Origin of the sequence: Burkholderia sp. Bp8992, assembly GCF_003853705.1 — a bacterium.
Taxonomy (GTDB): Bacteria; Pseudomonadota; Gammaproteobacteria; order Burkholderiales; family Burkholderiaceae; genus Burkholderia.
On the sequence record NZ_QTQI01000016.1, the window covers coordinates 90,004 to 111,492 of the forward strand.

At 64.8% G+C, this 21,489-nt stretch carries 25 protein-coding genes and 1 pseudogene; 13 read left to right on the forward strand and 13 right to left on the reverse strand.

Annotated elements, in window-relative coordinates; all coding sequences use genetic code 11:
- The first annotated feature begins 386 nt into the window (after window positions 1–386).
- Genes DIE03_RS22865 through DIE03_RS22880 form a run of 4 tightly spaced genes read left to right on the forward strand, consistent with a single transcriptional unit; the run spans window position 387 to window position 1,391 of the window.
- Complete coding sequence (locus DIE03_RS22865) at window positions 387–671, forward strand: hypothetical protein (protein WP_124454298.1); 285 nt, start codon at window positions 387–389, stop codon at window positions 669–671.
- A gap of 47 nt (window positions 672–718) precedes the next feature.
- On the forward strand, window positions 719–928 hold the full coding sequence (locus tag DIE03_RS22870) for a hypothetical protein (protein WP_124454300.1): 210 nt from the start codon (window positions 719–721) through the stop codon (window positions 926–928).
- A 34-nt stretch (window positions 929–962) separates the two neighbouring features.
- A complete protein-coding gene (rpsU, locus tag DIE03_RS22875) occupies window positions 963–1,175 on the forward strand; it encodes a 30S ribosomal protein S21 (protein ID WP_124454478.1) in 213 nt (70 codons plus the stop codon).
- A 9-nt stretch (window positions 1,176–1,184) separates the two neighbouring features.
- Window positions 1,185–1,391 (forward strand): hypothetical protein, encoded by a 207-nt coding sequence (locus tag DIE03_RS22880; protein WP_124454302.1) that lies wholly within the window; start codon window positions 1,185–1,187, stop codon window positions 1,389–1,391.
- A 50-nt stretch (window positions 1,392–1,441) separates the two neighbouring features.
- Here the strand turns inward: DIE03_RS22880 and kdgT are convergent, their stop codons facing one another.
- Entirely contained in the window at window positions 1,442–2,461 is a 1,020-nt protein-coding gene (gene kdgT, locus DIE03_RS22885) for a 2-keto-3-deoxygluconate transporter (protein ID WP_124454304.1), read from the reverse strand.
- Window positions 2,462–2,810: 349 nt separating this feature from the next.
- Between kdgT and kdgR the strand changes: the two genes are divergently transcribed.
- Window positions 2,811–3,692, forward strand: coding sequence for a DNA-binding transcriptional regulator KdgR (gene kdgR, locus DIE03_RS22890; protein ID WP_124454306.1), 882 nt, complete (start codon window positions 2,811–2,813; stop codon window positions 3,690–3,692).
- 89 nt (window positions 3,693–3,781) lie between these two features.
- Window positions 3,782–4,153: an SH3 domain-containing protein gene (locus DIE03_RS22895; RefSeq protein ID WP_124454308.1), complete on the forward strand. Its 372-nt coding sequence runs from the start codon at window positions 3,782–3,784 to the stop codon at window positions 4,151–4,153.
- Between the two features lie 31 nt (window positions 4,154–4,184).
- Here DIE03_RS22895 and DIE03_RS22900 read toward each other — a convergent pair whose 3' ends face one another.
- Window positions 4,185–5,669, reverse strand: a complete 1,485-nt coding sequence (locus DIE03_RS22900; protein ID WP_260434938.1) for an EAL domain-containing protein — start codon at window positions 5,667–5,669, stop codon at window positions 4,185–4,187.
- A 16-nt stretch (window positions 5,670–5,685) separates the two neighbouring features.
- Between DIE03_RS22900 and DIE03_RS38375 the strand changes: the two genes are divergently transcribed.
- Window positions 5,686–5,994: a hypothetical protein gene (locus DIE03_RS38375; RefSeq protein ID WP_185658207.1), complete on the forward strand. Its 309-nt coding sequence runs from the start codon at window positions 5,686–5,688 to the stop codon at window positions 5,992–5,994.
- Between the two features lie 299 nt (window positions 5,995–6,293).
- On the opposite strand, the gene DIE03_RS22905 is transcribed toward DIE03_RS38375, so the two are convergent.
- Window positions 6,294–6,599 carry a hypothetical protein gene (locus tag DIE03_RS22905; RefSeq protein ID WP_124454312.1) on the reverse strand — a complete coding sequence of 102 codons (306 nt, stop codon included), beginning with the start codon at window positions 6,597–6,599 and terminating at the stop codon, window positions 6,294–6,296.
- Between the two features lie 50 nt (window positions 6,600–6,649).
- The gene (locus tag DIE03_RS22910) at window positions 6,650–7,696 is read right to left on the reverse strand and encodes an AraC family transcriptional regulator (protein ID WP_124454314.1); all 1,047 of its coding nucleotides are present in this window, start codon (window positions 7,694–7,696) and stop codon (window positions 6,650–6,652) included.
- 94 nt (window positions 7,697–7,790) lie between these two features.
- Between DIE03_RS22910 and DIE03_RS22915 the strand changes: the two genes are divergently transcribed.
- A complete protein-coding gene (locus tag DIE03_RS22915) occupies window positions 7,791–8,807 on the forward strand; it encodes a sterol desaturase family protein (protein WP_124454480.1) in 1,017 nt (338 codons plus the stop codon).
- Window positions 8,808–8,843: 36 nt separating this feature from the next.
- Window positions 8,844–9,514, forward strand: a pseudogene (locus tag DIE03_RS22920) (alanyl-tRNA editing protein).
- Window positions 9,515–9,599: 85 nt separating this feature from the next.
- On the opposite strand, the gene DIE03_RS22925 reads toward DIE03_RS22920, so the two are convergent.
- Entirely contained in the window at window positions 9,600–10,034 is a 435-nt protein-coding gene (locus tag DIE03_RS22925; RefSeq protein ID WP_124454315.1) for a phosphatase, read from the reverse strand.
- 323 nt (window positions 10,035–10,357) lie between these two features.
- The gene (locus DIE03_RS22930; protein WP_124454317.1) at window positions 10,358–11,716 is read right to left on the reverse strand and encodes an NAD(P)/FAD-dependent oxidoreductase; all 1,359 of its coding nucleotides are present in this window, start codon (window positions 11,714–11,716) and stop codon (window positions 10,358–10,360) included.
- A 100-nt stretch (window positions 11,717–11,816) separates the two neighbouring features.
- On the opposite strand from DIE03_RS22930, the gene DIE03_RS22935 reads away from it, so the two are divergent.
- Window positions 11,817–12,770, forward strand: a complete 954-nt coding sequence (locus DIE03_RS22935; protein ID WP_124454319.1) for a LysR family transcriptional regulator — start codon at window positions 11,817–11,819, stop codon at window positions 12,768–12,770.
- A gap of 21 nt (window positions 12,771–12,791) precedes the next feature.
- Here the strand turns inward: DIE03_RS22935 and DIE03_RS22940 are convergent, their stop codons facing one another.
- The gene (locus DIE03_RS22940; RefSeq protein WP_185658201.1) at window positions 12,792–12,986 is read right to left on the reverse strand and encodes a hypothetical protein; all 195 of its coding nucleotides are present in this window, start codon (window positions 12,984–12,986) and stop codon (window positions 12,792–12,794) included.
- Here DIE03_RS22940 and DIE03_RS38380 point away from each other — a divergent pair.
- The 3 genes from DIE03_RS38380 (at window position 12,985) to DIE03_RS22950 (ending at window position 15,132) form a co-directional block, all read left to right on the forward strand.
- Window positions 12,985–13,161, forward strand: coding sequence for a hypothetical protein (locus tag DIE03_RS38380; protein ID WP_185658202.1), 177 nt, complete (start codon window positions 12,985–12,987; stop codon window positions 13,159–13,161). The two genes, DIE03_RS22940 and DIE03_RS38380, sit on opposite strands and share 2 nt — an antisense overlap.
- A 17-nt stretch (window positions 13,162–13,178) precedes the next feature.
- A complete protein-coding gene (locus DIE03_RS22945; protein WP_124454321.1) occupies window positions 13,179–14,102 on the forward strand; it encodes an AraC family transcriptional regulator in 924 nt (307 codons plus the stop codon).
- A gap of 136 nt (window positions 14,103–14,238) precedes the next feature.
- Window positions 14,239–15,132: an NAD(P)H-binding protein gene (locus tag DIE03_RS22950; protein ID WP_124454323.1), complete on the forward strand. Its 894-nt coding sequence runs from the start codon at window positions 14,239–14,241 to the stop codon at window positions 15,130–15,132.
- A gap of 133 nt (window positions 15,133–15,265) precedes the next feature.
- On the opposite strand, the gene DIE03_RS22955 is transcribed toward DIE03_RS22950, so the two are convergent.
- Genes DIE03_RS22955 through DIE03_RS22980 form a run of 6 tightly spaced genes read right to left on the reverse strand, consistent with a single transcriptional unit; the run spans window position 15,266 to window position 21,433 of the window.
- Complete coding sequence (locus DIE03_RS22955) at window positions 15,266–16,387, reverse strand: ImpA family type VI secretion system protein (protein WP_124454325.1); 1,122 nt, start codon at window positions 16,385–16,387, stop codon at window positions 15,266–15,268.
- A gap of 2 nt (window positions 16,388–16,389) precedes the next feature.
- Entirely contained in the window at window positions 16,390–17,460 is a 1,071-nt protein-coding gene (tssG, locus tag DIE03_RS22960; protein ID WP_124454326.1) for a type VI secretion system baseplate subunit TssG, read from the reverse strand.
- Window positions 17,460–19,349: a type VI secretion system baseplate subunit TssF gene (gene tssF, locus DIE03_RS22965; protein WP_124454328.1), complete on the reverse strand. Its 1,890-nt coding sequence runs from the start codon at window positions 19,347–19,349 to the stop codon at window positions 17,460–17,462. The genes tssG and tssF overlap by 1 nt, the downstream gene beginning before the upstream one ends.
- Window positions 19,350–19,384: 35 nt before the next feature.
- Window positions 19,385–19,945 carry a type VI secretion system baseplate subunit TssE gene (tssE, locus tag DIE03_RS22970; RefSeq protein WP_124454330.1) on the reverse strand — a complete coding sequence of 187 codons (561 nt, stop codon included), beginning with the start codon at window positions 19,943–19,945 and terminating at the stop codon, window positions 19,385–19,387.
- Window positions 19,938–20,789: a type VI secretion system accessory protein TagJ gene (locus tag DIE03_RS22975; RefSeq protein WP_124454332.1), complete on the reverse strand. Its 852-nt coding sequence runs from the start codon at window positions 20,787–20,789 to the stop codon at window positions 19,938–19,940. The genes tssE and DIE03_RS22975 overlap by 8 nt, the downstream gene beginning before the upstream one ends.
- Window positions 20,786–21,433: a TagK domain-containing protein gene (locus tag DIE03_RS22980; RefSeq protein ID WP_260434939.1), complete on the reverse strand. Its 648-nt coding sequence runs from the start codon at window positions 21,431–21,433 to the stop codon at window positions 20,786–20,788. The genes DIE03_RS22975 and DIE03_RS22980 overlap by 4 nt, the downstream gene beginning before the upstream one ends.
- Between the last annotated feature and the right edge of the window lie 56 nt (window positions 21,434–21,489).

The window sequence follows — 21,489 nt, forward strand, 5'->3', positions numbered from 1 at the left end:
GTTGGCCGACGCGCGAACACTTGCGGGTCGACTGACGTCGCGTGGAACATCTTCTCCGGCACCGAGGGCCCGTAATCGCGATCGGGTGGCGCGGCGAGCGTCGGCGTCGTGGCCGGCACCGCATGCCGTCCGGCTAGCCCTGCGCGCATTGTCGCGCGCAACCCGGAATAAGTTGGGCATCCGACAAACGATGCGCGTATGATGGGTTCATTCGAGCCGGCACCCGCCCGCCGGCCGCTCGCCCCTCCTAATACCCGCTTGCTGCATCGCCCCGCCTCTGCGCTGCAACGTTGTCCCTTTCACCCTACCTGCCCGCCCCGCAAGGGGATGCAGGCCGGATGTGTTCGACCATGCGATGCGTCGTGGCCGAACGCCAGGAGTTCGTCATGAGCATGCATATCTACCGTGGATTCGAGATTTATCCACTGATTTACCCACACGTGCCGGCGCCCAATGGCAGCCCGCACAACTACGACGCCGGTTTCGATGCGGCGGTCAAGATTTGCCTTCGCGGCACCGACGATACGCTGACCCGCAGCCAGACTTTCATGCTGCGTGAGCGTCGCCCGTTCGACAATGCCGGCGATGCGCGTCGTGCTTCGCTGCGCTTCGCCGAGGGCATCATCGACGGCAATCGCGAAAAACAGGATTTTTTCGCCGCCTCGCTTTGATGTGACGCGGTCAGGCAATGCAATGCGTGATGAATTCGGAGGGCGAAATGATCGTCGATGAACTGCTTGGATTGATCGGACGGCGCGAGGTGACCTGGACGGGCACGACCGTGCCTGCCGGAATCGCCGATTCGGCGCAGTGCCATCAGCAAGAACTGCAGATGTTCGCGGCGGTACGCGCACTGTCGATCGGAGCCGGATATTCGGAATTCGAATCGGACGGGATCGCGAGTGCCGTCATGACACGGCTTGGCTAGTTTTCCGTTCCCTCTTTTCCTGAACAGGACCCTGATGACAACCATTACCCTGAAGGTCAACGAACCGATCGATGTCGCGCTGCGGCGATTCCGCCGCGACATCGAGAAAACCGGGCTGATCCGGGAGCTGCGCAGTCGTACCGGCTATGAAAAGCCGACGACGGAACGCAAGCGGAAAAAGGCCAGCGCCGTGGCCAGGCAGCGCCTGCGGGCGAAGCGCATGCTGCCGCCGCGCAAGATGTACTAGGAGAGCATCGTGTACAACATGCCGGCCGAGGCGCCCCCGTTCTTCCCGTTGACGAAATGCGAAGTCGATCTCGATCGGCAGAAAGACATGGTGACACTGCTGCCGAGCTTCTATGCGTTCGGGTGCGAGTACACCAGCCGCGGTTTTCTGATCGGGCGGGACGATGCGTTCAAGCTGATCGCCGCGCTGGAGAAGGCGCTCAGCATTCAGGGGTGAGGCGGGTGGCGATTCGTCGCGATGGTGCGTACGAACCCGCACCGGTCTCGTCACACATGCCCCTCATGTTCGATCGCCCCACCACGCCCCGTCGGTACTGCCACCCTCACCGGTACGCCTGACGCTTTAGCCGCCCGCTTCGCCCACATCGCCGTCAAAATCGGCACGAGAATCGCCGTCACGAGGCAGGCCGTCGCGACGATCGCCGTCGCGGCCGGCACCATCGGCTTGAACTTCGGAATCATCTCGCCGATGATCGCCGGGTTCGCGACCGCGGCGCCGGCCGTCGACGACGCGGCGAGCCCGGCAGTCCCGTTGCCGCCGCCGAAAAACTTGTCCGCGAGAATCAGCGGCACCCCCGTCACGACGATCACCGCGAGCCCGAGCGCGATGCCCGGCAGCCCGCTCTTCGCGATCACGTTCAGATCGATGCCGTTGCCGAGCGCGAAGCCGAAGAACGGGATCAGCGGATGCACGCAGCGCCCGAACAGCTCGCGCAAATCCTCATCGAGGTTGCCGAGCGTGAAGCCGATCATGAACGGCAGCACTGCGCCGACGAACAGCCGCGTCTCGAACACCGCGACACCGGCCGCGCCGAGGATCAGCATACTGACGAGCGGCCCCGATTCGATCGACATCAGCACGAACGCGCCGGCTTCTTCCTTGCTGCCGTACTGCTGCATCACGGCCGCATAGAGGCCGCCATTGGTCATGTCCATCGACGTCGTGATCGCGAGCAGCGACAGGCCCGCGAAGAGGCCCGTGCGGATGCCGTCGTCGGGGATGAACTGCGCGGCGATCAGGGTCGCGAGCCACGCGACCACGATCTTCGTCGCGAGCAGCGTACCCGACTTGCGCAGCACGACACCGGTCGCGCGCAGGTTGATCGTCGCACCCATGCAGAAGAACCACACGGCGAGGATCGGCACGGTGCCCGCGATCAGCCCGTTGGTGAACGAGCCGAAGTACTTCCCGGCGTTCGGTGCGAACGTGTGCACGCACGCGCCGAGCAGCATCGGGACCAGCATGAGCCCGCCCGGAATGCGGTCGATGGCCTGTTTCAGCTTCACGTCTCCTCCGTGGACGTCGATGCGTCCCGTTGTCGAATGATGTCTGCTGACTGACTATAGGAGAATATTCGGAACGGTGGTCCGTTTTTGTGAATTCCAATGATGGTCGTATACCCGTAATCCACGACGGCATTGAAACGACAGGAATCTATCGATCGTTGCCGCTAGATAACAAATCCGGATCGACGTTCCGAATTTTGAGGATGTGTGCTTCAATCTTCATCGGGGTGATCGGTGGCGACGGTGTCGGCGGCGTACCCCTTCCCCATGGAAATCCGGCTCGCGCGCTGGCCGTGCCGCGTAGCCGACGCGTTATGCTCTCCCGCTTCGCACTTACGGATTCACGGACATGACAGCAACGCCCAGGCAGCGCAAAGGCGATCAGGCGAACCAGGGGGCCGAAGCCGACGCTTCGGCGGCAGGGGCCGCCGAAAAGGCCGATTCGGTCGCGGCCGTCGGCAAGGTCTTCACGATCCTCGCCGCGCTCGGCGATCGCCGCGAGATCGGCATCAGCGAACTGTCGCAGCATCTCGGCATGTCGAAGACCACGGTTCATCGTTTCCTGCAGACGCTGAAGACGCTCGGCTACGTTGCGCAGGAGGGCGAGACCGACCGCTACCGGCTCACGATCCGGCTGTTCGAGCTGGGCAGCAAGGCGCTGGAAAGCGTGGACCTCGTGCGCGAGGCCGATCTCGAGATGCGCCGCATCGGGCAACTGACGCGCGAAGCCGTGCACCTCGGCGCGTTCGACGAGGACGCGATCATCTACATCCACAAGATCGACGCCGATTACGGGCTGCGCATGCAGTCGCGGATCGGCCGGCGCAATCCGCTGTACAGCACGGCGATCGGCAAGGTGCTGCTCGCATGGATGACGCCCGACGAAGCGCGCGCGGTGCTGGCCGGCATCGAGTTCAGGAAGTCGACGGCGAAGACGCTCGCGTCGGCGGACGCGGTGATGAGCATCCTGCCGCACGTGCGGCAGCAGGGCTACGGCGAGGACAACGAGGAACAGGAAGACGGCCTGCTGTGTCTCGCGGTGCCCGTGTTCGACCGTTTCGATCGCGTGATCGCGGGGCTGTCGCTGTCGTTCCCGACGATGCGTTGCGGCGCGGACACGAAAGCGCATTACGTCGCTCTGCTAAAGGAGGCCGGTCGGGCGATTTCCGCGCGGCTCGGGCATCGTCAGGAGGCGACGGGTATCGAGGCGGCAGCGATCGTGCACGATTGAGCGTGCCGCATGCGGCGCTACAATCGGTGCCGCGCCGGCCGCGAACCGGCGAACCTCGAACACGACTACGTGAAGGACGAACCATGGGGATGAAAATGTCGATGCGCGCGTGCATCGCGATGCTGGCGATCTGCGCGAGCCTGGGCACGAACGGCGCGCAGGCAAAAAGCACGGTGGATTGCGGGCAGCTCAATGCCGCCACGAGCGGCCCGGACGACAACTTCCGGCCGCCGGCGTCCGGCACGGTCATCGGCACAGGGCGAGCGTATTTCTACTCGGCACCCGACGCGCAGTGCATGACGAAGCGGACCTTCATCGTGCCGGGCGATTCGGTGACCGTCTACAAGTCGCACGGGCGCTGGTACAACATCATGTACGTGAACGGCAAGACCGGCGACGACTTCGAAGGCTGGGTCGAGCTGAGCCGCGTGCGGCTCGGCGGTCAGTACGGCGCGCAATGACCGCCGGCCGTAAGCGCCGGGCGCGATACCGCTACGCCGACGCCCACGCGAAATCGCGTTTCAGGTTCTCCGCGCGCTGCGGCCGCCGATACAGATAGCCCTGCGCATACTGAATCCCGACCGCGTGCAGCGCGCGATGCTGCGCTTCCGTTTCCACGCCTTCCGCGATGATCTTCAGGTCGTAGTGATGCGCGAGGGCCGCGATTCCCTCGATCAGCCTTGCGCCGCCGCCGTTCAACTGCGCGACGAACTGCCGATCGATCTTCACGTAGTCGAACGGGAAGCGCGACAGCATGTCGAGATTGCTGTGATGCGTGCCGAAATCGTCGATCGCGAACTTCGCGCCTTTCGATCGGAGTGCGTGGAATATTTCGGTGGTCCGCGCATTCTTTTCGAGCAGGATGCGTTCGGTGACTTCGAGCACCAGCGTGAAGCCGGGCGGCAGCGCGTGGATCGCCTCCTCGACGACGGCCACGAACCGCGCACGCTCGAGATCCTGCGGCGCGACGTTCACCGCAATGCGCAGCGGCGCGGACGGCGTCAGCGCGGCCAGTTCGGATACGGCCGTTCGCAGCACGAATTCGGTCACCTTCGGCAGCACCGTGCTCGCTTCCACCTGCGGGATGAACACGGCCGGGCTGATGGCCCCCCACTTCGGATGCTGCCAGCGCAGCAGCGCCTCGACACCCACGGTCCTGCGCGTCTGCACATCGACGATCGGCTGGTACACGACATGAAACTCGTTGTGCCTGAGTCCGTGGCGAACGGCTTTCAGCAACAGCCGCCGCGGCGCCATCGCCAGCAGGTAGGCGGCCATCACGAGGCCGTCGGCCAGCAGCACGATCGTCACGGCGATCAACCGGTAGTGGCCCTGGACGTGCGAAGCGTACTGAGCCGACTCGACGACCGACACCGTGAACGGCCAGCGTTGCGATGCAATCGAGGTGCCGCCGGCGGGGCCTGCGCGCGATTCCGGCGTGAACTTTCCTTGCTCGTCGAGACGGCCCGATCCGGCGATCGACAGCGTGGCGGTTTCCGTCCCGTTGCGGACGCTCGGTGCGAGCGCGTCGACCACGTAGTCGCCTTCGATCAGGTACAGGACACCCGCGCCATGCGCGGTGGCGCGATACATGGCCAGCACCGGGATACCGTGCTGAAACGGCGTCTGGCGCAGCAGCGTGACGATCGTCGAGCCCGGTTCGGGCTCACGCGTGTACGCGTCGAGCGGCAGATCGATCGCACCGAGCGCCGACGAGCACATGACGCGGCCATCGTTCACCAGCGCGACGGCGCGCAGGTAGCGCAGGCGAGTGCTCACTTCGGCGAGCGTCCGGAATATCGTCGCGCAGGGGCGCCCGACGAGTGCGGTCAGCTCGTCCGCATGCCGCATGCGAGCGCCGTCGAGGATGCGGTCCACCGTGGCCACGATGTCGTTCGCGGCGACACGTTCCTGCATGGTGACGGCATCGCGGGCGTAGCGATCGGCAAGCACGATCGCGCCGGCAGGCACGAGCACGCAAACGATTACGGCGATGAAAAAGACGGCCCGCGGCCACGCGCCGCTGCGCTGGAAAACGGACTTCGAGCCTGGTATGAGCGCCGGCATTCCCGCGTTGCCTTTGATGTTGTACGCATGGAGAGGCAAGTCGAACCGATGGGGTGCGCGTGCGGCGCGCACGCGTCATGCCCGGTTCGGGCGATCCGGCTTGCGCATCGATATCGCGATGCAAACCGGGTCAACGATCGTGATGGGCCTCGGCCACAGCTCCGTCGCGATCGGTCATGCAGTCCGGCGGCGCGCGTCGATAACATGTGCCTTCCGCACATCTATATTGACGTAGCACACCGAAAAAAACCCCGACCGCAGGGTCGTGCGGCCGGGTCGAAAGACACCGTCTCTTGGCACGAGGATGGTGCGCGGCAAGTATAAGATGCGGCGCGCTATTACGAAATATTATTGATTAAAAATTGGTGCAGTTTTGTGATTGTGTCTCAAAACGAAACATTGTCGCGACATGCCGTTTTCAGACGACGTGTCGCCGGCGCGCATTTCCGAAAGGATTGCGAAAGAATGGGCTGCCGCTGAAGAGGCTTGACGTGGAACGAACGATGCAGGGGCGTCGGTCGGCGCGGCCGCGATTCAGAAATCGTTGCGCATCTGATGAAGCAGGGCGCCGGGCGACTGGTGCGTATCGACCGCGGTGAGGACATCGGTCAGGAACCACGGCAGGTTCAGTTGCGTATCGGAATCGCCGACGCAGACGCGGATCGGCGGGGCCTTCGACGGCGAGCGGGCGTTCTGCGCAGCCTCTCGCGACGGGACACAGTTTTTCCCATGTGCCTGGACGGGAGCCGGCGCGGTGGCGCCGGACGGTGCGCCGGCGATTGCCGGCAAGCTGACGGCGGCAAGCAGGGTCAGGACAGCAGCAGTGGCAACGCGTTTCATGAGGATTCTCCGGCGATGCCCGTTCGACCGCGCGGGCCGGCGCGAGTTCGTCAGGCGCGCGCGACGCTGGCCGGCCGCGCCGGCTGCCGGCTGCGCCACTGCTGCGGCGATTCGCCGGTCCAGCGCCGGAACGCGCGCGTGAATGCGCTGTGTTCCGAATAGCCGAGCAGCCAGGCGACTTCCGCCAGCGTCAGCCGCGGATCGTTCAGGTGATCGATCGCGAGCCGTCGCCGCGTGTCTTCGCGCAGGAACCGGTAGTTCAGCCCGAGTTCGGCCAGCCGGCGATGCAGCGTGCGCGACGACACATGCAGTTCCGACGCGATCTGCTCGATGCTGGCTTCGCCTTGCGTCAGCAGGCGCGCGACGGCTTCGCGCACCGACTGTTCGAGGTCATCGGTCTGCCGCAGTTCGGCGAGCAGCGCGCTCGCCTGGCGTTCCATCATGTACCGCAGTGCGTCGTCCGGCTGTTGCAGCGGCTGCGTGAGCAGGCGCAACGGAAAGGCGAGCCGGTTCACCGGCTGGCCGAACCGCACCGGGCAGCCGAAGTAATCGACGTACGGCTGCGCGTCGCCGGGCGACGGATGCACGAAGCAGACTTCGTCGGGCCCGTTGCGCGTGCCGGTGATGTTGCGCGCGAACTGGACGATCGCGGTCAGCGCGACTTCGTCGACGAGCGGGCCGAGCGGCTCGGGCGCATCGTGCCATTCGATCGCGACCGACGTCGCCTCGACCCGCACTTCCATGCGCGCGACGTTCGCGATCAGGTGTTCGTATTGCTGCCAGCGCGCGAGCGCGGCACCGGCGTCGCGGCATGCATGCAGCGCATAGCCGAGCGCACCGAGATGCGCGGGCGTGATCCGCTGGCCCACGTGCAGGCCGAGCAGCGGATCGTCGAGCGCACGGACCGCGCGTTCGAGCAGCCCGCGCCAATGCGCGCTTGCATACAGCGTCAGGCCGCGATCGTCCTCGGGCGGCCGCGCCTCGCCGAGCACGCGGACAGCATCCTGGCCGTGCTCGGACAGATAGTCGAACAGCAGCCGCACGTAGGTGCTCGAGTAGTAGACGCGCTGAGTCGCGAGCGGAGAAGCGGCGGGCATGGCGGAAAGTGTCAAGTAATCGTCGGCAAGTGTCAACGCGGGCCGACCCGTGCGCGACCATACTGCCCGGCAGTTCCTGATCGAGACTGCCGACATGCCGACCGAGTTGATGACGTGGCTCCATGCGTTCCTGGGTAACGACGTGGACTGGAAGCAGGTGCTGCTGATCGGCATGACGCCCGTATTCCTGATCGCGTTCGCGATCGAATACGCGGTGATGACCGGGCGCGGGCGCCGTGAGCCGTTTCGCTGGAAGGAGATCGTCGCGAACCTGTCGCTCGGCGCCGGTTATCAGGTGGCCGAGACCGTGATGGGGCTTCTGTTCACGGGCGCGATCTTCGCGTGGGTCTACCGGCACCGGCTGTTCGACGTGCCGGTGAACGGCTGCACGATCGTGCCGATCTTCGTCCTCGTCGAATTCTGCTACTACTGGTTTCATCGCACTTCGCACCGCGTGCGCTGGTTCTGGGCTGCGCATGTGCCGCATCACAGCGGCGAAGTGATGAACTTCACGACGGCGATGCGGCAGTCGCTGCTGAATGCATTCGTCGGCGTGTTCGTGTTCTACCTGCCGCCCGTGTGGCTCGGCATTCCGCCTGCCGTCGTGCTGTTCCTGCTCGCGGTCGATCTCGCGTACCAGTACTTCGTGCATACCGAAGCGATCGGGCGGCTGCCGCGCTGGTTCGAGTACGTGTTCGACACACCGTCGAACCATCGCGCGCATCACAGCCGCAATCCGCGTTATATCGACAGGAATTACGGCGGCGTGCTGATCATTTTCGACCGGATGTTCGGTACGTATGTCGAGGAAACGGAACCGGTCGACTACGGAATCACGCAGCAGATTCGTTCGTACAACTTCCTGGTGCTGAACGTGCACGAATTCGTCGACATGTGGCGCGACGTGTTCGCACCCGGGCCGGTGCTGCAGCGTTTGAAACACCTGTGGATGCCGCCCGAGTGGGAGCGGCCGGGGCATCGGCCGATCCATACATGGAGCGTCGAGCGACAGGGCGAGGGCGACGCCACGGTGCCGCGCATCGCGCCGGGCGAGGACGCGACGGCATCCGGGCGCAAGATCGTACAAGCCGCCCGGACGCGTTCGGGCTAGGCTGGGCGTTTTCCTCGACGAAAGGCGCGGCGGGCGATGACAAGGAAAGTATTCTGGGACGATCCCTACCGGACCACGCTGGATACCGTCGTCACGCACGTCGACGGCGATCGCGTAAGAGTGGACGCGACCATCTTCTTCGCGTTTTCAGGCGGCCAGGAAAGCGATGCGGGGTCGCTGGGCGACTATCCCGTCATCCAGGCCGAGAAGCTGGGCCTCGACATCGTCTATACGCTTCCGCATGACCACGCGCTGCGCGCCGGGGATCCGGTGACCTGGCGCATCGACTGGGCGCGCCGTTACCGGCTGATGCGCCTGCACTTCGCGGCCGAAATGGTGCTGCAACTGGTCTACCGCTCAGGCCCGGTATCGAGCGCATCGGCGCGCATATCGCGCAGGACAAGGCACGCATCGACTTCGCGAGCGGCACGAGCCTGTCGCCGCTGTTTCCGGAGATCGAATCGGCAGCGGCCGAGCTGTCGAAGCGCGACCTGCCCATCGTGACCGACTTCAGCGATGTCGTCGCGCAACGCCGCTTCTGGACGGTCGACGGCTTTGCGACGATGGCGTGCGGCGGCACGCATCCGGCGACGACCGGCGAGATCGGCATGCTGACGCTCAAGCGCAAGAACACCGGGAAGGGCAAGGAGCGGATTGAGGTCATGCTGCTCGAGCCGTCGGTGGCGGCCCGACCTTCAGGTTCATGATCGACGCGAACGGAATCACGATCTCCGCTACGTGATTGCCGTCGGATCGACGCTGGCCGGCTGCCGCCGGCCGGTGTGCCGGCGCTCAGTGCAGATCGGCCGATGCGATCGAGCGCACGGTGTCGGTGATGTTCACGCAGCGCGACAGGCCGAAATGCTCGGCTTCGCGGCGCTCCGGCTCGCTGCTCGCGATCGCGAGCGCGCGCTCGGGCGGCACGCCGAGCGCCTGCAGCGCGACGTCGAAAGGATGCTGATTTGATCCGGATTCCTTTTGATTGGAATCTGTGACGACGACCGAGAAGCGGTCGAGGTTCGCACGGCCGAACTGGCCTTCGAACATGTCGCTGAGCCGTGCGGCCGGCAGCGTCGTGACGAGACCGAGCCGATATCCTTCTTCCGATGCACGGTCGAGCCACTGGATGATCGCGTCGCGCTGATGGCGCGATTCGCGCGAATCCGGTGTTGCTTCGATCTGTGCGAATGCTGCGTCGAGACGGGTGACGATGGCTTCGATAACCACGGTGATTCCTCTTCAGAGACGTGATGATCCGTTCGCCGACGGGAATGCCACACACCTTAGCGTCGATCCCGAAAACACAACCAATTAATATTTTTATCCGACTCATACGATCTGACTAATGAATCGGGTGAGAGCCAGAGTGGGCGCGGGATGCGTGTCTGGTGGTGTTTTCCGCGCACATTGCGTCGCATCGACGGCCTTCGATGTGATGCACCGGCGTGGCGCACGGTCTGAATGTATCGGGCATATGCATATAGAAAAACGGCATATCGAGCGAGGGCCGCCTGATATGCCGTCATGCAATGCTGCGCGTGCGTCGTCGATCAGTGCAGCTTGATCGACGGCTGGTTGCGGCTTTGCAGCCAGTGGCTCAGCGACTGGAACAGCGCGCGCTTCACGCCGACCACGCTGAACAGGTGCTTGCGATACAGGAACTTGTACAGCCCGATCGCGGCGAGCCCGTCGACGATCAGCGAGCGCGAACGCACGCTGATGTCCGCCTGGTACACGGCGCCCGCATGCCCGAGCGACACGACAGTGCCCGCATCGTGGAACGTGAAGCCGGTCACCGGCTTGCCGGCGATGCGCCGCGCGAATGCATTGACCAGGTACACGGCCTGCTGGTGCGCGACTTGCGCGCGCGGCGGCAGGAACCCGCTCGCACCGGTCGACGGGCACGCGGCGCAGTCGCCGAACGCATAGACGTGCGGATCGTCGGGCGTCTGCAGCGTGTCGGTCACGATCACCTGGTTCGAGCGGTTGAGCGCGAGGTCGCCGATGTCCCGCAGGAGCGCGGGGCCCGCGACGCCGGCTGCCCAGATCGTGATGTCGCTCGCGAGCCGCTCGCCCGTCGCGGTTGTTACGGCATCCGCGCCGACTTCCGCCACACGCGTATCGGTCAGCACGTCGACGTTCAGCGTGCGCAGTTGCGCGTGCATCTTGCCGGACAGCCGCGCGTCGAGTGCCGGCAGGATGCGCGGGCCGCCTTCGATCAGCCGGATGTGCACGTCGCGTGCGGACACCAGCGCCTTGAAGCGATACGTCGTCAGTTGCTGGACCGCGTGCCGCAGCGCGGCCGCCAGCTCGACGCCCGTCGCACCCGCGCCGATCACGTTGATGCAGATCGGCGCCGCGCGCCGTGCCGGCTGCTGCTCGGCGAGGTGATTCGCCTTCGTGCAGGCCGCGAGGAACTTGCGGCGGAAATCCTCGGCCTGGTCGAGGTTCTCGAGCGGCAGCGCATGACGGGCAGCACCCGGCACGTTGAAGAAGTTCGTCACGCTGCCGACGGCGAGCACGAGATCGTCATAGCCGAGTTCGCGCTGCGGCAGGACTTTGGTGCCGTCCGCGTCGTGCAGGGCCGCGATCGTCGCTGTGCGGGTCGCGCGGTCGACCCGCTGCAGCGCGCCCTGCACGAAGCGAAAGCCGTGGCGCTTCGCCTGTGCCGCGTATTCGATCGTGTGCGAGGCCGGATCGCGATGGCCCGATGCGGCTTCGTGCAGCAGCGGCTTCCAGAAGTGCGTCGGATAGCGGTCGACGAGCACGATGTCGGCCTGGCCGCGACGTCCGATCGTGTCGCCGAGGCGCGTCGCGAGCTGCAGGCCGCCGGCGCCGCCGCCGACGATCACGATGCGCGGCAGGCGCGGTGCGCGGTCCGTTGCAAGGTTGGGCGTGGTGTTGTCCATGTTGGGCTCCCGCTGAATGACGATTCGGATGACATTGCTCAAGAACCGACGATATAGTTTCGAACCCACTCGAACAATTTAATGTTTATAAGCGACTCATATGTATTCACTTATAGGAAAGACCGCGACGTTCCGGCAGCTGAAGGCGCTGGACATGATTGCGCGGCTCGGCAGCGTGTCGCGCGCGGCCGAGGAGCTGAACCTGACGCAGCCGGCCGTGTCGCTGCAGGTTCGCCTGCTCGAGGAGGCCGTGGGCGCCGCGTTGCTGCAGCGGGTGGGGCGCGGCGTGCAGCTGACCGCGGCCGGCGAGATCGTGTCGCGCTATGCGCGCGAGATCCTGCATCTGTGGAGCGAGGCCGGCGATGAAGTGGCCGCGCTGACGGGCGACCTCGGCGGCACGCTGCGGATCGGCGCGATCACGACGGCCGAATACCTGATCCCGCCGCTGCTCGTCAAATTCACCGCGACGCGTCCGCACGTGAAGACGTACTTCAAGGTCGGCAACCGCGACGACATCATTCGCATGCTCGCGACGCATGAAATCGATCTCGCGGTGATGGGTAGTGCACCGAAGGAACTGCGTACGCATGCGGTCGAATTCGCGAAGCATCCGATGGTGTTCGTCGCGGCGCCCGGCCATCCGCTGATGCAGCGCAAGCGTGTCGCGTTGAAGGATCTCGAATCCGCGCACCTGCTCGTGCGCGAGCGCGGCGCGGGCACGCGCTCGACCGTCGAGAGCCTGTTCAAGAACGCCGGCTACCGGTTCCATGTGGGCTCCGAACTGTCGAGCAACGAGGCCATCAAGCAGATGGCCGAAGCGGGGCTCGGCATCGCGTTCCTGTCGTTGCACGCGTGTGCACTCGAACTGCGCACGGGGCTGCTCGGGCAATTGCCGTTCCCCGGCAACCCGATCGAGCGCGAATGGTACGTGGTCACGCTCGCCGACCGGCGGATCTCGCAGGTGACGGGCCTGTTCCGCGATTTCCTGATCAAGCAGGGCGCGCCGGTGATCGACGGCGCGACGGTGGCGCTGCACGAGCGGCGGCGCAAGTAGGCCGATACGGCGGCCGGCCGGTCAGACGAGCCCGAAGTCGTCGTTGCTGTCGGGAATCGACGCGAGCAGCCGTTCGAGCCGGTACCAGCCGATGACGCGCAAGCACCACGCGGCGACGGCGGTGCGGCCGGTGCGGGAGTGGGGGCCGGATGACGGGCAGGCGGCGGAGGGCGAGCGCGCGATGAACGACGCGTGTAGCGGGCAGGAATAGGGCATGACGGGCTCCGTAGGTGTCGGATGGGGCGATCGTAAGCGTCGCGGCGCCCGCCGGCGCGCACGCAAGGATCGTCGTGAGCAGAAACGGATGATCTTTTTCTGCTCGATGCCGCGGCAGGCGCGCAGGCCCGGCACGCCGGCTCAAAACGCGTCACAATGCGCGTTCGTCACCTGATCTGGTGGAGACAAGCGATGAGCGATCCGATTCTTGCCGCGCCGACGGACAACGGCATTCCGGTCAGCCTGCGCTCCAGCCGCGGGCTGGGCTGGCAGGGCTTTGGCGCGTCGCTGCTGGAGATCCGCGCGGGCACGTACCGGATCCCGGCGGCCGAGCATCACCGGATCGGTGTGCATATCGGTTCGCCGGTTCGTGCGGACTGCGTGTGCGACGGCGAGCGCGTGTCGCGCATCCAGGCGCACGGCGACGTCGACGTGATTCCGGCCGGCCTGCCCGGCCAGTGGACCGACAGCGCCGACTGCCGGATCCTGCATATCGCGCTCAGCGACACGTTCGTGCGGCGTACGGTCGAGCAGCTCGAACTGAAGCCGTCGCAGGCGCAGATCCGCCGCCGGCTGCAGGTGCGCGACCCGCGGCTGCAGCACATCGCGTGGGCGATGGCCGCCGAACTCGAAGCGGAAGACGCGTCGGATCCGCTTTACGCGGAAAGCCTGTGCACGGCGCTCGTCGCGCGGCTGGTCGACGGCCAGCCGGCGTTCCGCGAACGCCGGCGCACGCTTGCGCCGAAAGCGGCCGCGCGCGTGATCGACTATGTCGAAGCGAACCTCGAGCGGCGCATGACGCTGGCCGAGCTCGCGGCGCTCGTGTCGATCAGCGTGCCGCATTTCAAGGTGCTGTTCCGCGAAACGCTCGGGATGCCCGTGCACCAATACGTCGTGCGGCGCCGGGTGGAGCGCGCGAAGGCGCTGCTGCTCGAAGGCCGGCTCAGCATCAGCCAGATCGCGCTGGAAGCCGGGTTTGCACACCAGAGCCACATGGCGAACTGGATGAACCGCGTGCTGGGCGCGACGCCGACGGAGATTGCACGGTCGGGCGCGCGGGGCGGGTTGCGGCTTGCTTATGATGGTGGGGAAGGCGAGAAGCCTGCGCGTCGATAGCTGACGGGGCGGATTGCACGATCCGTGTGCGTCCTCGTATCCCGTCATCCTTTCCTGCTCGATTCATCCCTCCCTGCGCGCCTTCCCAGCGGCGCATGCCGACAATCACAACACTTTCATCCCTCAGGAGCAGATCGTGTTCGTGATCTTCGGAGCATCCGGCAACGTGGGCCTGTCGACCGTGACAGCCTTGCGCAACGCCGGCCATTCGGTGCGCGCGGTGCTGCGCGACGCGCGCCATCGTGAACGTTTCGTGCGGCTCGGCTGCGATGTCGCGATCGCGGACCTGACGGACGCGAACGCGATCGCCGCGGCGATCGCCGGCGCGCAGGCCGTGCAGATCCTGTGCCCGGTGCCGGCTGCCGATCCCGATCCGGCCGCGACGATGACGCGGACGATCGATGCGGCGGCCGCTGCAATCGCCTCGAACCCGCCGCCGGCGCTGCTCGCGTTGTCCGATTACGGCGCGGAGCTTGAAGGCAATACGGGTATCACGCGCCTGTTCCATGACTTCGAGGAACGGCTGAGGGCGATCCCCACGCAGCTGACGCTGCTGCGTTCGGCCGAGCATCTGCAAAACTGGGCGCGCGTGCTGCCGGTCGCGCTCGGCACCGGCGTGCTGCCGAGCTTCCACCATCCGGTCGGCAAGGTCTTTCCGACGGTCTGGGCGCCCGATGTGGGCGTCGTCGCGGCGCGGCTGCTGCTCGATGCGCCGGAAGGCAGCAACGGGCCGCGCATCGTCAGCGTCGAAGGGCCGCGGCGGGTGAGCGTGACGGCGATCGCGGATACGTTGGGTGCGGCGGCGGGGCGCGCGATCGTCGCGCGCGAGCTGCCGCGCGACACGTGGAACGCGACGCTGCTGCGCGCCGGGCTCAGCGAACGTCATGCGCAGTTGATCGTCGACCTGTACGACGTGCATAACGCCGGGCAGATCGACGTCGAGGACGGGGTGTCGGAGCGGGTGTATGGGACGACGGCCCCGGAGGAAGCGCTTGCCGTGCTGGTGCGCGCGCATGCGGCGCCGGCGTGATGCAGGTAGCCGGCACGTCGCACCAGATGAGAAACGCGGCTAACTAAGCATCGCAATTGTGCTGACACGGTAGCCTGTGGCCCCGGTCGACGAGAACGCTCGCGACAGAATCGATCAATCTCGGCGAGCGCGTCTATTCCAGACTATCCGTCTGGTCCCATTGTGCAAGAAGCTCGCCCGGAATCGCGTTGACAACCTCGACGTAACGTTTGCCGACGAGCTGCTCGGCCCGCTTCAGTAATACCGGGATAGGGCTACTTGGTTCGTTCGTTTCGAACCACTGGCGGGCCATATTGATCAATGTCAGCGCTGCCTGGCGGTCCATCGATACAGGTTCAGGACGGGGGGCGGCGCTAGATGCGGTTGCGTCCGAGATAAATTCGCTGCCCTGAGGAATTGCCGCGCATTTTCCACCGGGCTGCGCACCGTTTGCATCCAGGCTTTCGATGTCGTCGACGAAAACGTGGACGACGTCCAAAGATGCGTCGACATGCGCAGCCGGGACATTCAACAGTTGCAGCAATCGAATCAATGGCTCAAGGTCGGGCAGATACGTGTCGAGATGTGCCGCCCCCCACATGTTGATCGCGGCAAGATTTGAAATCGACTCGTCGAACGCACTCATCAATTCCCGTTGTTGCATCCGCAGATCCTGCAACTGCTGAATGACCGAATCCGGTGCAAGCGCATCGGCTGAACGCGGATAGGCGAAGGCGCGCTCGACATCCCGCATCTGGAGGCGCGTGGCGGTCGACGCCATCAGCACGATTTCCCGGACGTCGGCCAGCAACCCGTCTGGATCCGACAGCGCCTGCAGGGCGTTCATACGCATCTCCAATGCGGCATCGCGATCGTGATCCGTGTTTGCCTGCGGGTGAATGCTGTCGGGAAATTCCTGCAGCCATGCCGCGAGCAACCCCGTTCCTTCCGCCAATCCCGATGCACCGCCAAGGCGTGTGCGACAACGAGCGTAAAGTACCCCGACACGTATATCCTTCGTGCGCAGCATCAGCCGGCGACAGTTGCGTTCGAGTTCGCTCCAGTTGAGCGGATCAGGTGAACCGACAAACGTGCCGTACTGCACGTCCGGCCGTGGCGCTGCGTCGGCGAACAGCATCACGAAATCGTGGTCATACTCGAGATCCGAGCCGCACGGTGCGTCCTCGCCCAGCGGCGTCAGCCAGTCGACGCGCGTGGTATCGGGCGCGGAGGGGCGGCTCGGCTTCGCAGGGGCGACCGATTGCTTCGTGCTCATGGTCAGTCAGTTCCAGGGTTTGTCGGGCGGCGATCGAACTGGCGCGCGTAACGCTCGGGTTCGAACCGCATTCCAGTAATGGGTTTGCGCTGGGCCGGTCGCCCCAGCCATCCCGACCAGCCGATGCGTTGTTGGCCGCCCATTACCGCCGGCGGTGCACTCTCGGGCTTGATACGCAACTCGAGTTCCCATTCCAGTTCGTAGCCGACGAACGTTCGTACCCATTCGACGAGCCGTGGCAAATCCTCGCCCTGAGGCGTGAAGCGCAGATAGGCATCGAGATCGAGCGGGCCGATGATGATTCGAAAGCGGTGCTGACGGTCCGGCGCGACACGTCCGAGCATCGCGCCTTGTCCCATCGTCGCGGCAGCGCCCGGGCGACCCATGCGGCCGCGATCGATCGGGTCGATTTCGATCCAGTGGAACATGTTTTCCTCGAGCTCGACCGGCACGCCGAAGTAGCGTTCGAGCGTCGCGCGCAGGCCGTCGGGATTGCGTGATTCACGTACGAGATGTGCCGTGGCGGCGAGGCGCGCATGCGATGGCAGCGGGCGATGGGAAATTTCGCTGACGTCCAGTCCCGCGAGGCTTGCGATGTAGAACGAAAATCGCTCTTCTTGAGTTCGGTCGAGTCCGGCGGTTGATTGAGCCGACGCCCACGCCCGATAGAAGAGCGTGAAGTAGCGATGATGGAAGATGTCGAAAAAATCGACGGTCGTCGTGTCGCGCCGGCTATCTTCGCGATCTTTCGCGATTTCAGTGAAGTGAATCGGTAGCGGACCATTGGGACCGAGCATCCCGAGACTGAAAAGCCGCACTTTCAACCGTCCCGCCGTTTGTTCCGCGCTGGCGACTTCCCGCGGCGCAAAGGCGAGGCTCGGCTGCTGGCCAAACCGGAAAGGCTCCAAGCCTGGCCGGCGTGCAGTGCCGATTGGATCGATCGCAGGGTTCGCGCCGATGCGACGCAACAGCGGCAGAAAACCGAACTGCCATGGCTCGGCCTGCAAGCGTTCGAACTGCTCGGTCGACAGCATGTTGTTGTGCAGCAGTGCGGGCAGTGTGGTGCGCCTCATCAAAGTACTCCGCGTGTGCCGGTGCGCACCGGCCAGCGTGCGATTTGGCCTCGCTGCATCGAATGCAGTTCGGTTTGCGTAAAGCTGTTGATTGACACATGCCGCGCAAGCCAATGTTCGAGGATCACACCGAACAGATAGGGGCTCATGCCCGAGAAGTCCGTCTCGTCGACGGTCAGTGTGCATTCGATGCCGCGGCCGAAGGTCATCGGACCGCTCCCCGGCAGCTTGCGTGTCACCGGGCGCGTCTTCACGCCGACGAGGCTTTCGACTTGTCGGCCTTGTCCGGCGTTGCCCTCGGCGACGTACAGGCGCAACAGATCGCGCAGCCCTCGACCTCCTTCGCGGTGGTCGAAATCGTCGAGCGGCAGATAATTGAAGTTGAGTTGGCGGATCAGGCGCCACGCCATTTCACGTTCGGCATAGGGCGGCAGCGGCGGGCTGGGCGGGCGGATGAGGCCGATGCTCTCAACCGGTGCGGATTCGGCCGTGTCGAGGTCGTCGATACCGTTGCGCGGCACGAGCGTCGCGAGATCGCGATTTGTCAGCAGCGCGTCGACCGACAGGTAGCGGATGCTTTCGTGATAAGGCGCTTCGTTCTGGTCGACGAGAGAGAGAAACACTTCTGTGCCGACGTAGGGCGTGCGCGTACCGTAGCGACGAGCTGAATCGGATATGAGACGCCGCTCGCGTCTTGCCGAAAAGTAACGGCCGTGATTGCCTTCGTCGTTGTTCAGCGTTTGGTAGAGCGGGCGGAACGTGAGTTCGTCGGATGTCGCGGCCACGCGGCCGTACACGGCATCCACCGAAAACACCTCGTAATCGAGCGGCGCGAGCCGTGTCGGTACCAGATGAAACTCGGTTTCTCGCGGTGTGATCTCGATCCGGTCCGTATGCTTGCTGAAGAGGTTGATGACGGGCGTACAGAACAGTGCGAAGCGCGAGGCGTCGACGAGGTTTGCCAATTGAGCCGGCGAGCGGTCGAGCAGCACGACGACCTCGACTTCCCGCCCGTGTACCGTCGAGAACCCTTCTGCGAGTCCGTTCAGCGCAAAGAACCAGAATCGGGCCGGGCATGCAAAATATTCGTGCAACAGGTTATGCCCATGGAACTTCGTCCAAGTGAGTGGCAGCAGGTTCTGGTCGGTGCGCAGCCCCTCATGTTCCACTGCGTTACGCGTCACGGCCGCGAGCGGGCGCCCTGGGATGCCGAACTCGCCGGGCGTGCCGATCACGGATGCGATGGCGCCGGCATGCAACAACTCGAACAGGTGCGATGCAACCTGCTCGTCACCGGCAAGGTAGACCGGAAGTCGATCGAGCCCCTTCAGGTCGGAGATTCGGACGTCACCGGTCGTCGCCAGGCGTAGCCGCAGTGCGCCCCGCACCTGCGTATCTGGGGGCGCGTAGCGCTCGAGGCCGGCGACGTCCGGCGGAACGCCCGTCAAGCGGGCCTCGGTGATCGTCAGCGGCCACAGCATCACGTCCTGACCGCTCGTGAATTGGCACGCCGTTCTTTCGCCGTCGGGAATGCGGGCAGTAAATGCAGTGCCACGCGCAATTCGATAACCGTTCGCGAGGCTGCCTTCCGTCCCCCCGGGATGCAGGCGTGCGACCGCAATGGACGGCGTGGGCGCGACGTAGTTCGGATAAACGACTTCAAGCAACCGTTCGGTAAAGCGCGGGAATTCTGCATCGAGCTTGAGCTGCATGCGAGCTGCCATGAAGCTGAACGATTCGATCAGGCGCTCGACGTAGGGATCTGCCACTTCGCCAGCCTGCATGCCGAGTCGGCGGGCGATCTTCGGGTGTGCATGCGCGAATTCAGCCGCGAGTTCGCGCATGTAGATAAGTTCCTGGTTGTAGTAGTCGAGTAGTCGCGGGTCCATCGGAACGGTCTCGTTATCGTTGTGGCGTGCCGCGCTTAACTCGTGCGCATGCCGGTGATGCGAATCTCGCTGGTTTCGAGATCCAGCGAACTCTGCACCATGAACTCGAGCGGGTACGGATCCATGTGAATCAGGCCGCGAACTTCGAACGCGAGGACGTTGTGATGCTCGTCGGCATCGCCGCTGCCGAGGCGGGGCGATACCACCAGGGAATCCGGAATCAGCCGCGGTTCGAAATGGGTAATGGCCCGCCGGATCGTCTGCTCGACGTCGTTCCATTGACGCGATGCGATAAAGGCGCCTGCAAGGGGCGGCACGCCGAAGTTCACGGTCGATGCGGCGACTTGCGGGTGGCGACTCCGATCGATCTGGTCCTCGATGCTGGTTGTATTGAGCAGATAGGCGAGATCGCGCTGCACGATGTCGCGCATCTGTTTGCGGGTGACCGTGTATTCTTCCGGCGCCTCCGTCTTTCTGTGCGGGGCATCGTCACGCAGCCGGTCCAGCAGGGTCGGCATCAGGTGCGTATTGGCGCGCCGTGGCGTGCGGACGGAGAGCGAGTCCACGGCCCGCGGCATTTTCCTGCGCTCACTCATCGATCGGCTCTCCGGCCGTGGCGCTGTTTCCGATATCTGCGCCGAACGCCGCGTTTGTCAGCTCGAACAGTCCGAAGTCTCCCCGATCCGTTGACCAGGTCTTTTGTCCAAGCGCCATGACGCCGGTTCGGCCGTGCTCCTGCCAGAACGTTTCGCGTCCGATGCGAGCGGCATCGATGCTGGCCTCGGAACCTGGATATCGAGCCGGCATGAAACCGTGGATGATGGCGCCATCGCCAAGTGTGAACGTGCACGGTGCCCAAATCAGATCGATGACCTTCGTCGGAGGCGACACGCGCCATGACGCCAGATCGACGAACGGAATCCAGCGATAGTGCCCGGCCACGATGATTTCGCAGACGGGGCCGAACCGGGAGTCGCTATCGACGATCCAGGCTACCGGACCCTGCGGGATGCGCGCCGCGACGGTGAGAGCGGCATCGAAAGCCGCTTCGCGCGCGTCATCGGCTACCTCGATCCGTCCCATCGCGGCCAGATGCAGTGCATTCAGCAATCCATCGATCCATGCTGGATGCTCGAATACGAAACCCGGGCGCTCATGCCCTTCGACCACCTGCTTGCGCCAGCATTCGGCGCGGATCAGGTCGCGATAGACCTGGGCGGTTGCCGTCTGCCCGGGTTCGAGCATGGCCCATGTCCGCAATTGCTGGATTGCCCGCGCCCATTCGCCCACGACGCACAACAGCTGGAATAGCGCCCATCGATGGGACGCGATGGCCGGTTGCTCGCGCACGCGTGCGGAGATTCGTTCGATTTGTTCGCTGAGGGAGGCATCATCCAACCAAACGAGAGGGGGCGGGGGGGAAGCGGTAAGCCGGGTCAATCTTCATCCTTGCGCACGGGCGCGGACAGCGGGCTGTCGATAGTCAACGCGTGGTGTTCGCGCCGTGTTAGCGCGGGGGGATGTTGCGCGGCCGTCGCTCGAAAATCGGGAGGCGCAAACAGATGCAGGATCTCGGGAACGGGTTCACCGTCCGGCAAGGGGCCCGCGTGCTCATCCAGTCGCTCGAATACGTCGTCGAGCGTGCGGTTGCCAAACAGCAGCGCTTCGATCGGATCGCGATCGTGATTCGCATCCGGACAGTCCGGCGAATCGAGCGCGGTCGTGCGCGTTGCCGGTTCCGTCGCCGCGGCGACTGATACCCATTCAGCGATAGCGGAAGCGTGGGGACCAGCCAGTGCCCGCCAATACTGGGCGTGCAATGTATCGATCAGCACGTCGGCATTGTCGGACGTGTCGACGGATGCCCGAGGCGAACGAGCCGAATGTCGCGCGATACGCTCCTTGCCGCCGATGCCTAGCTGATCGAGCAGGCCGTCGGCACAGGACGACGCGGATGATTCGCCTGCTGGAACGGTCGGGTGGGCAGTAGCAGTGTGGCTGGGCCGCGCATGATCTTTACCACGCGCGATCAGCGTGTGCGACACGTCCGGTTGGCGACGCCACGGCAGACGAAGGAAACGCATCTGGCTATCCAATGATGAGATAGCCCGCATTTTAACCACGAGTTCCGGCTGATTTT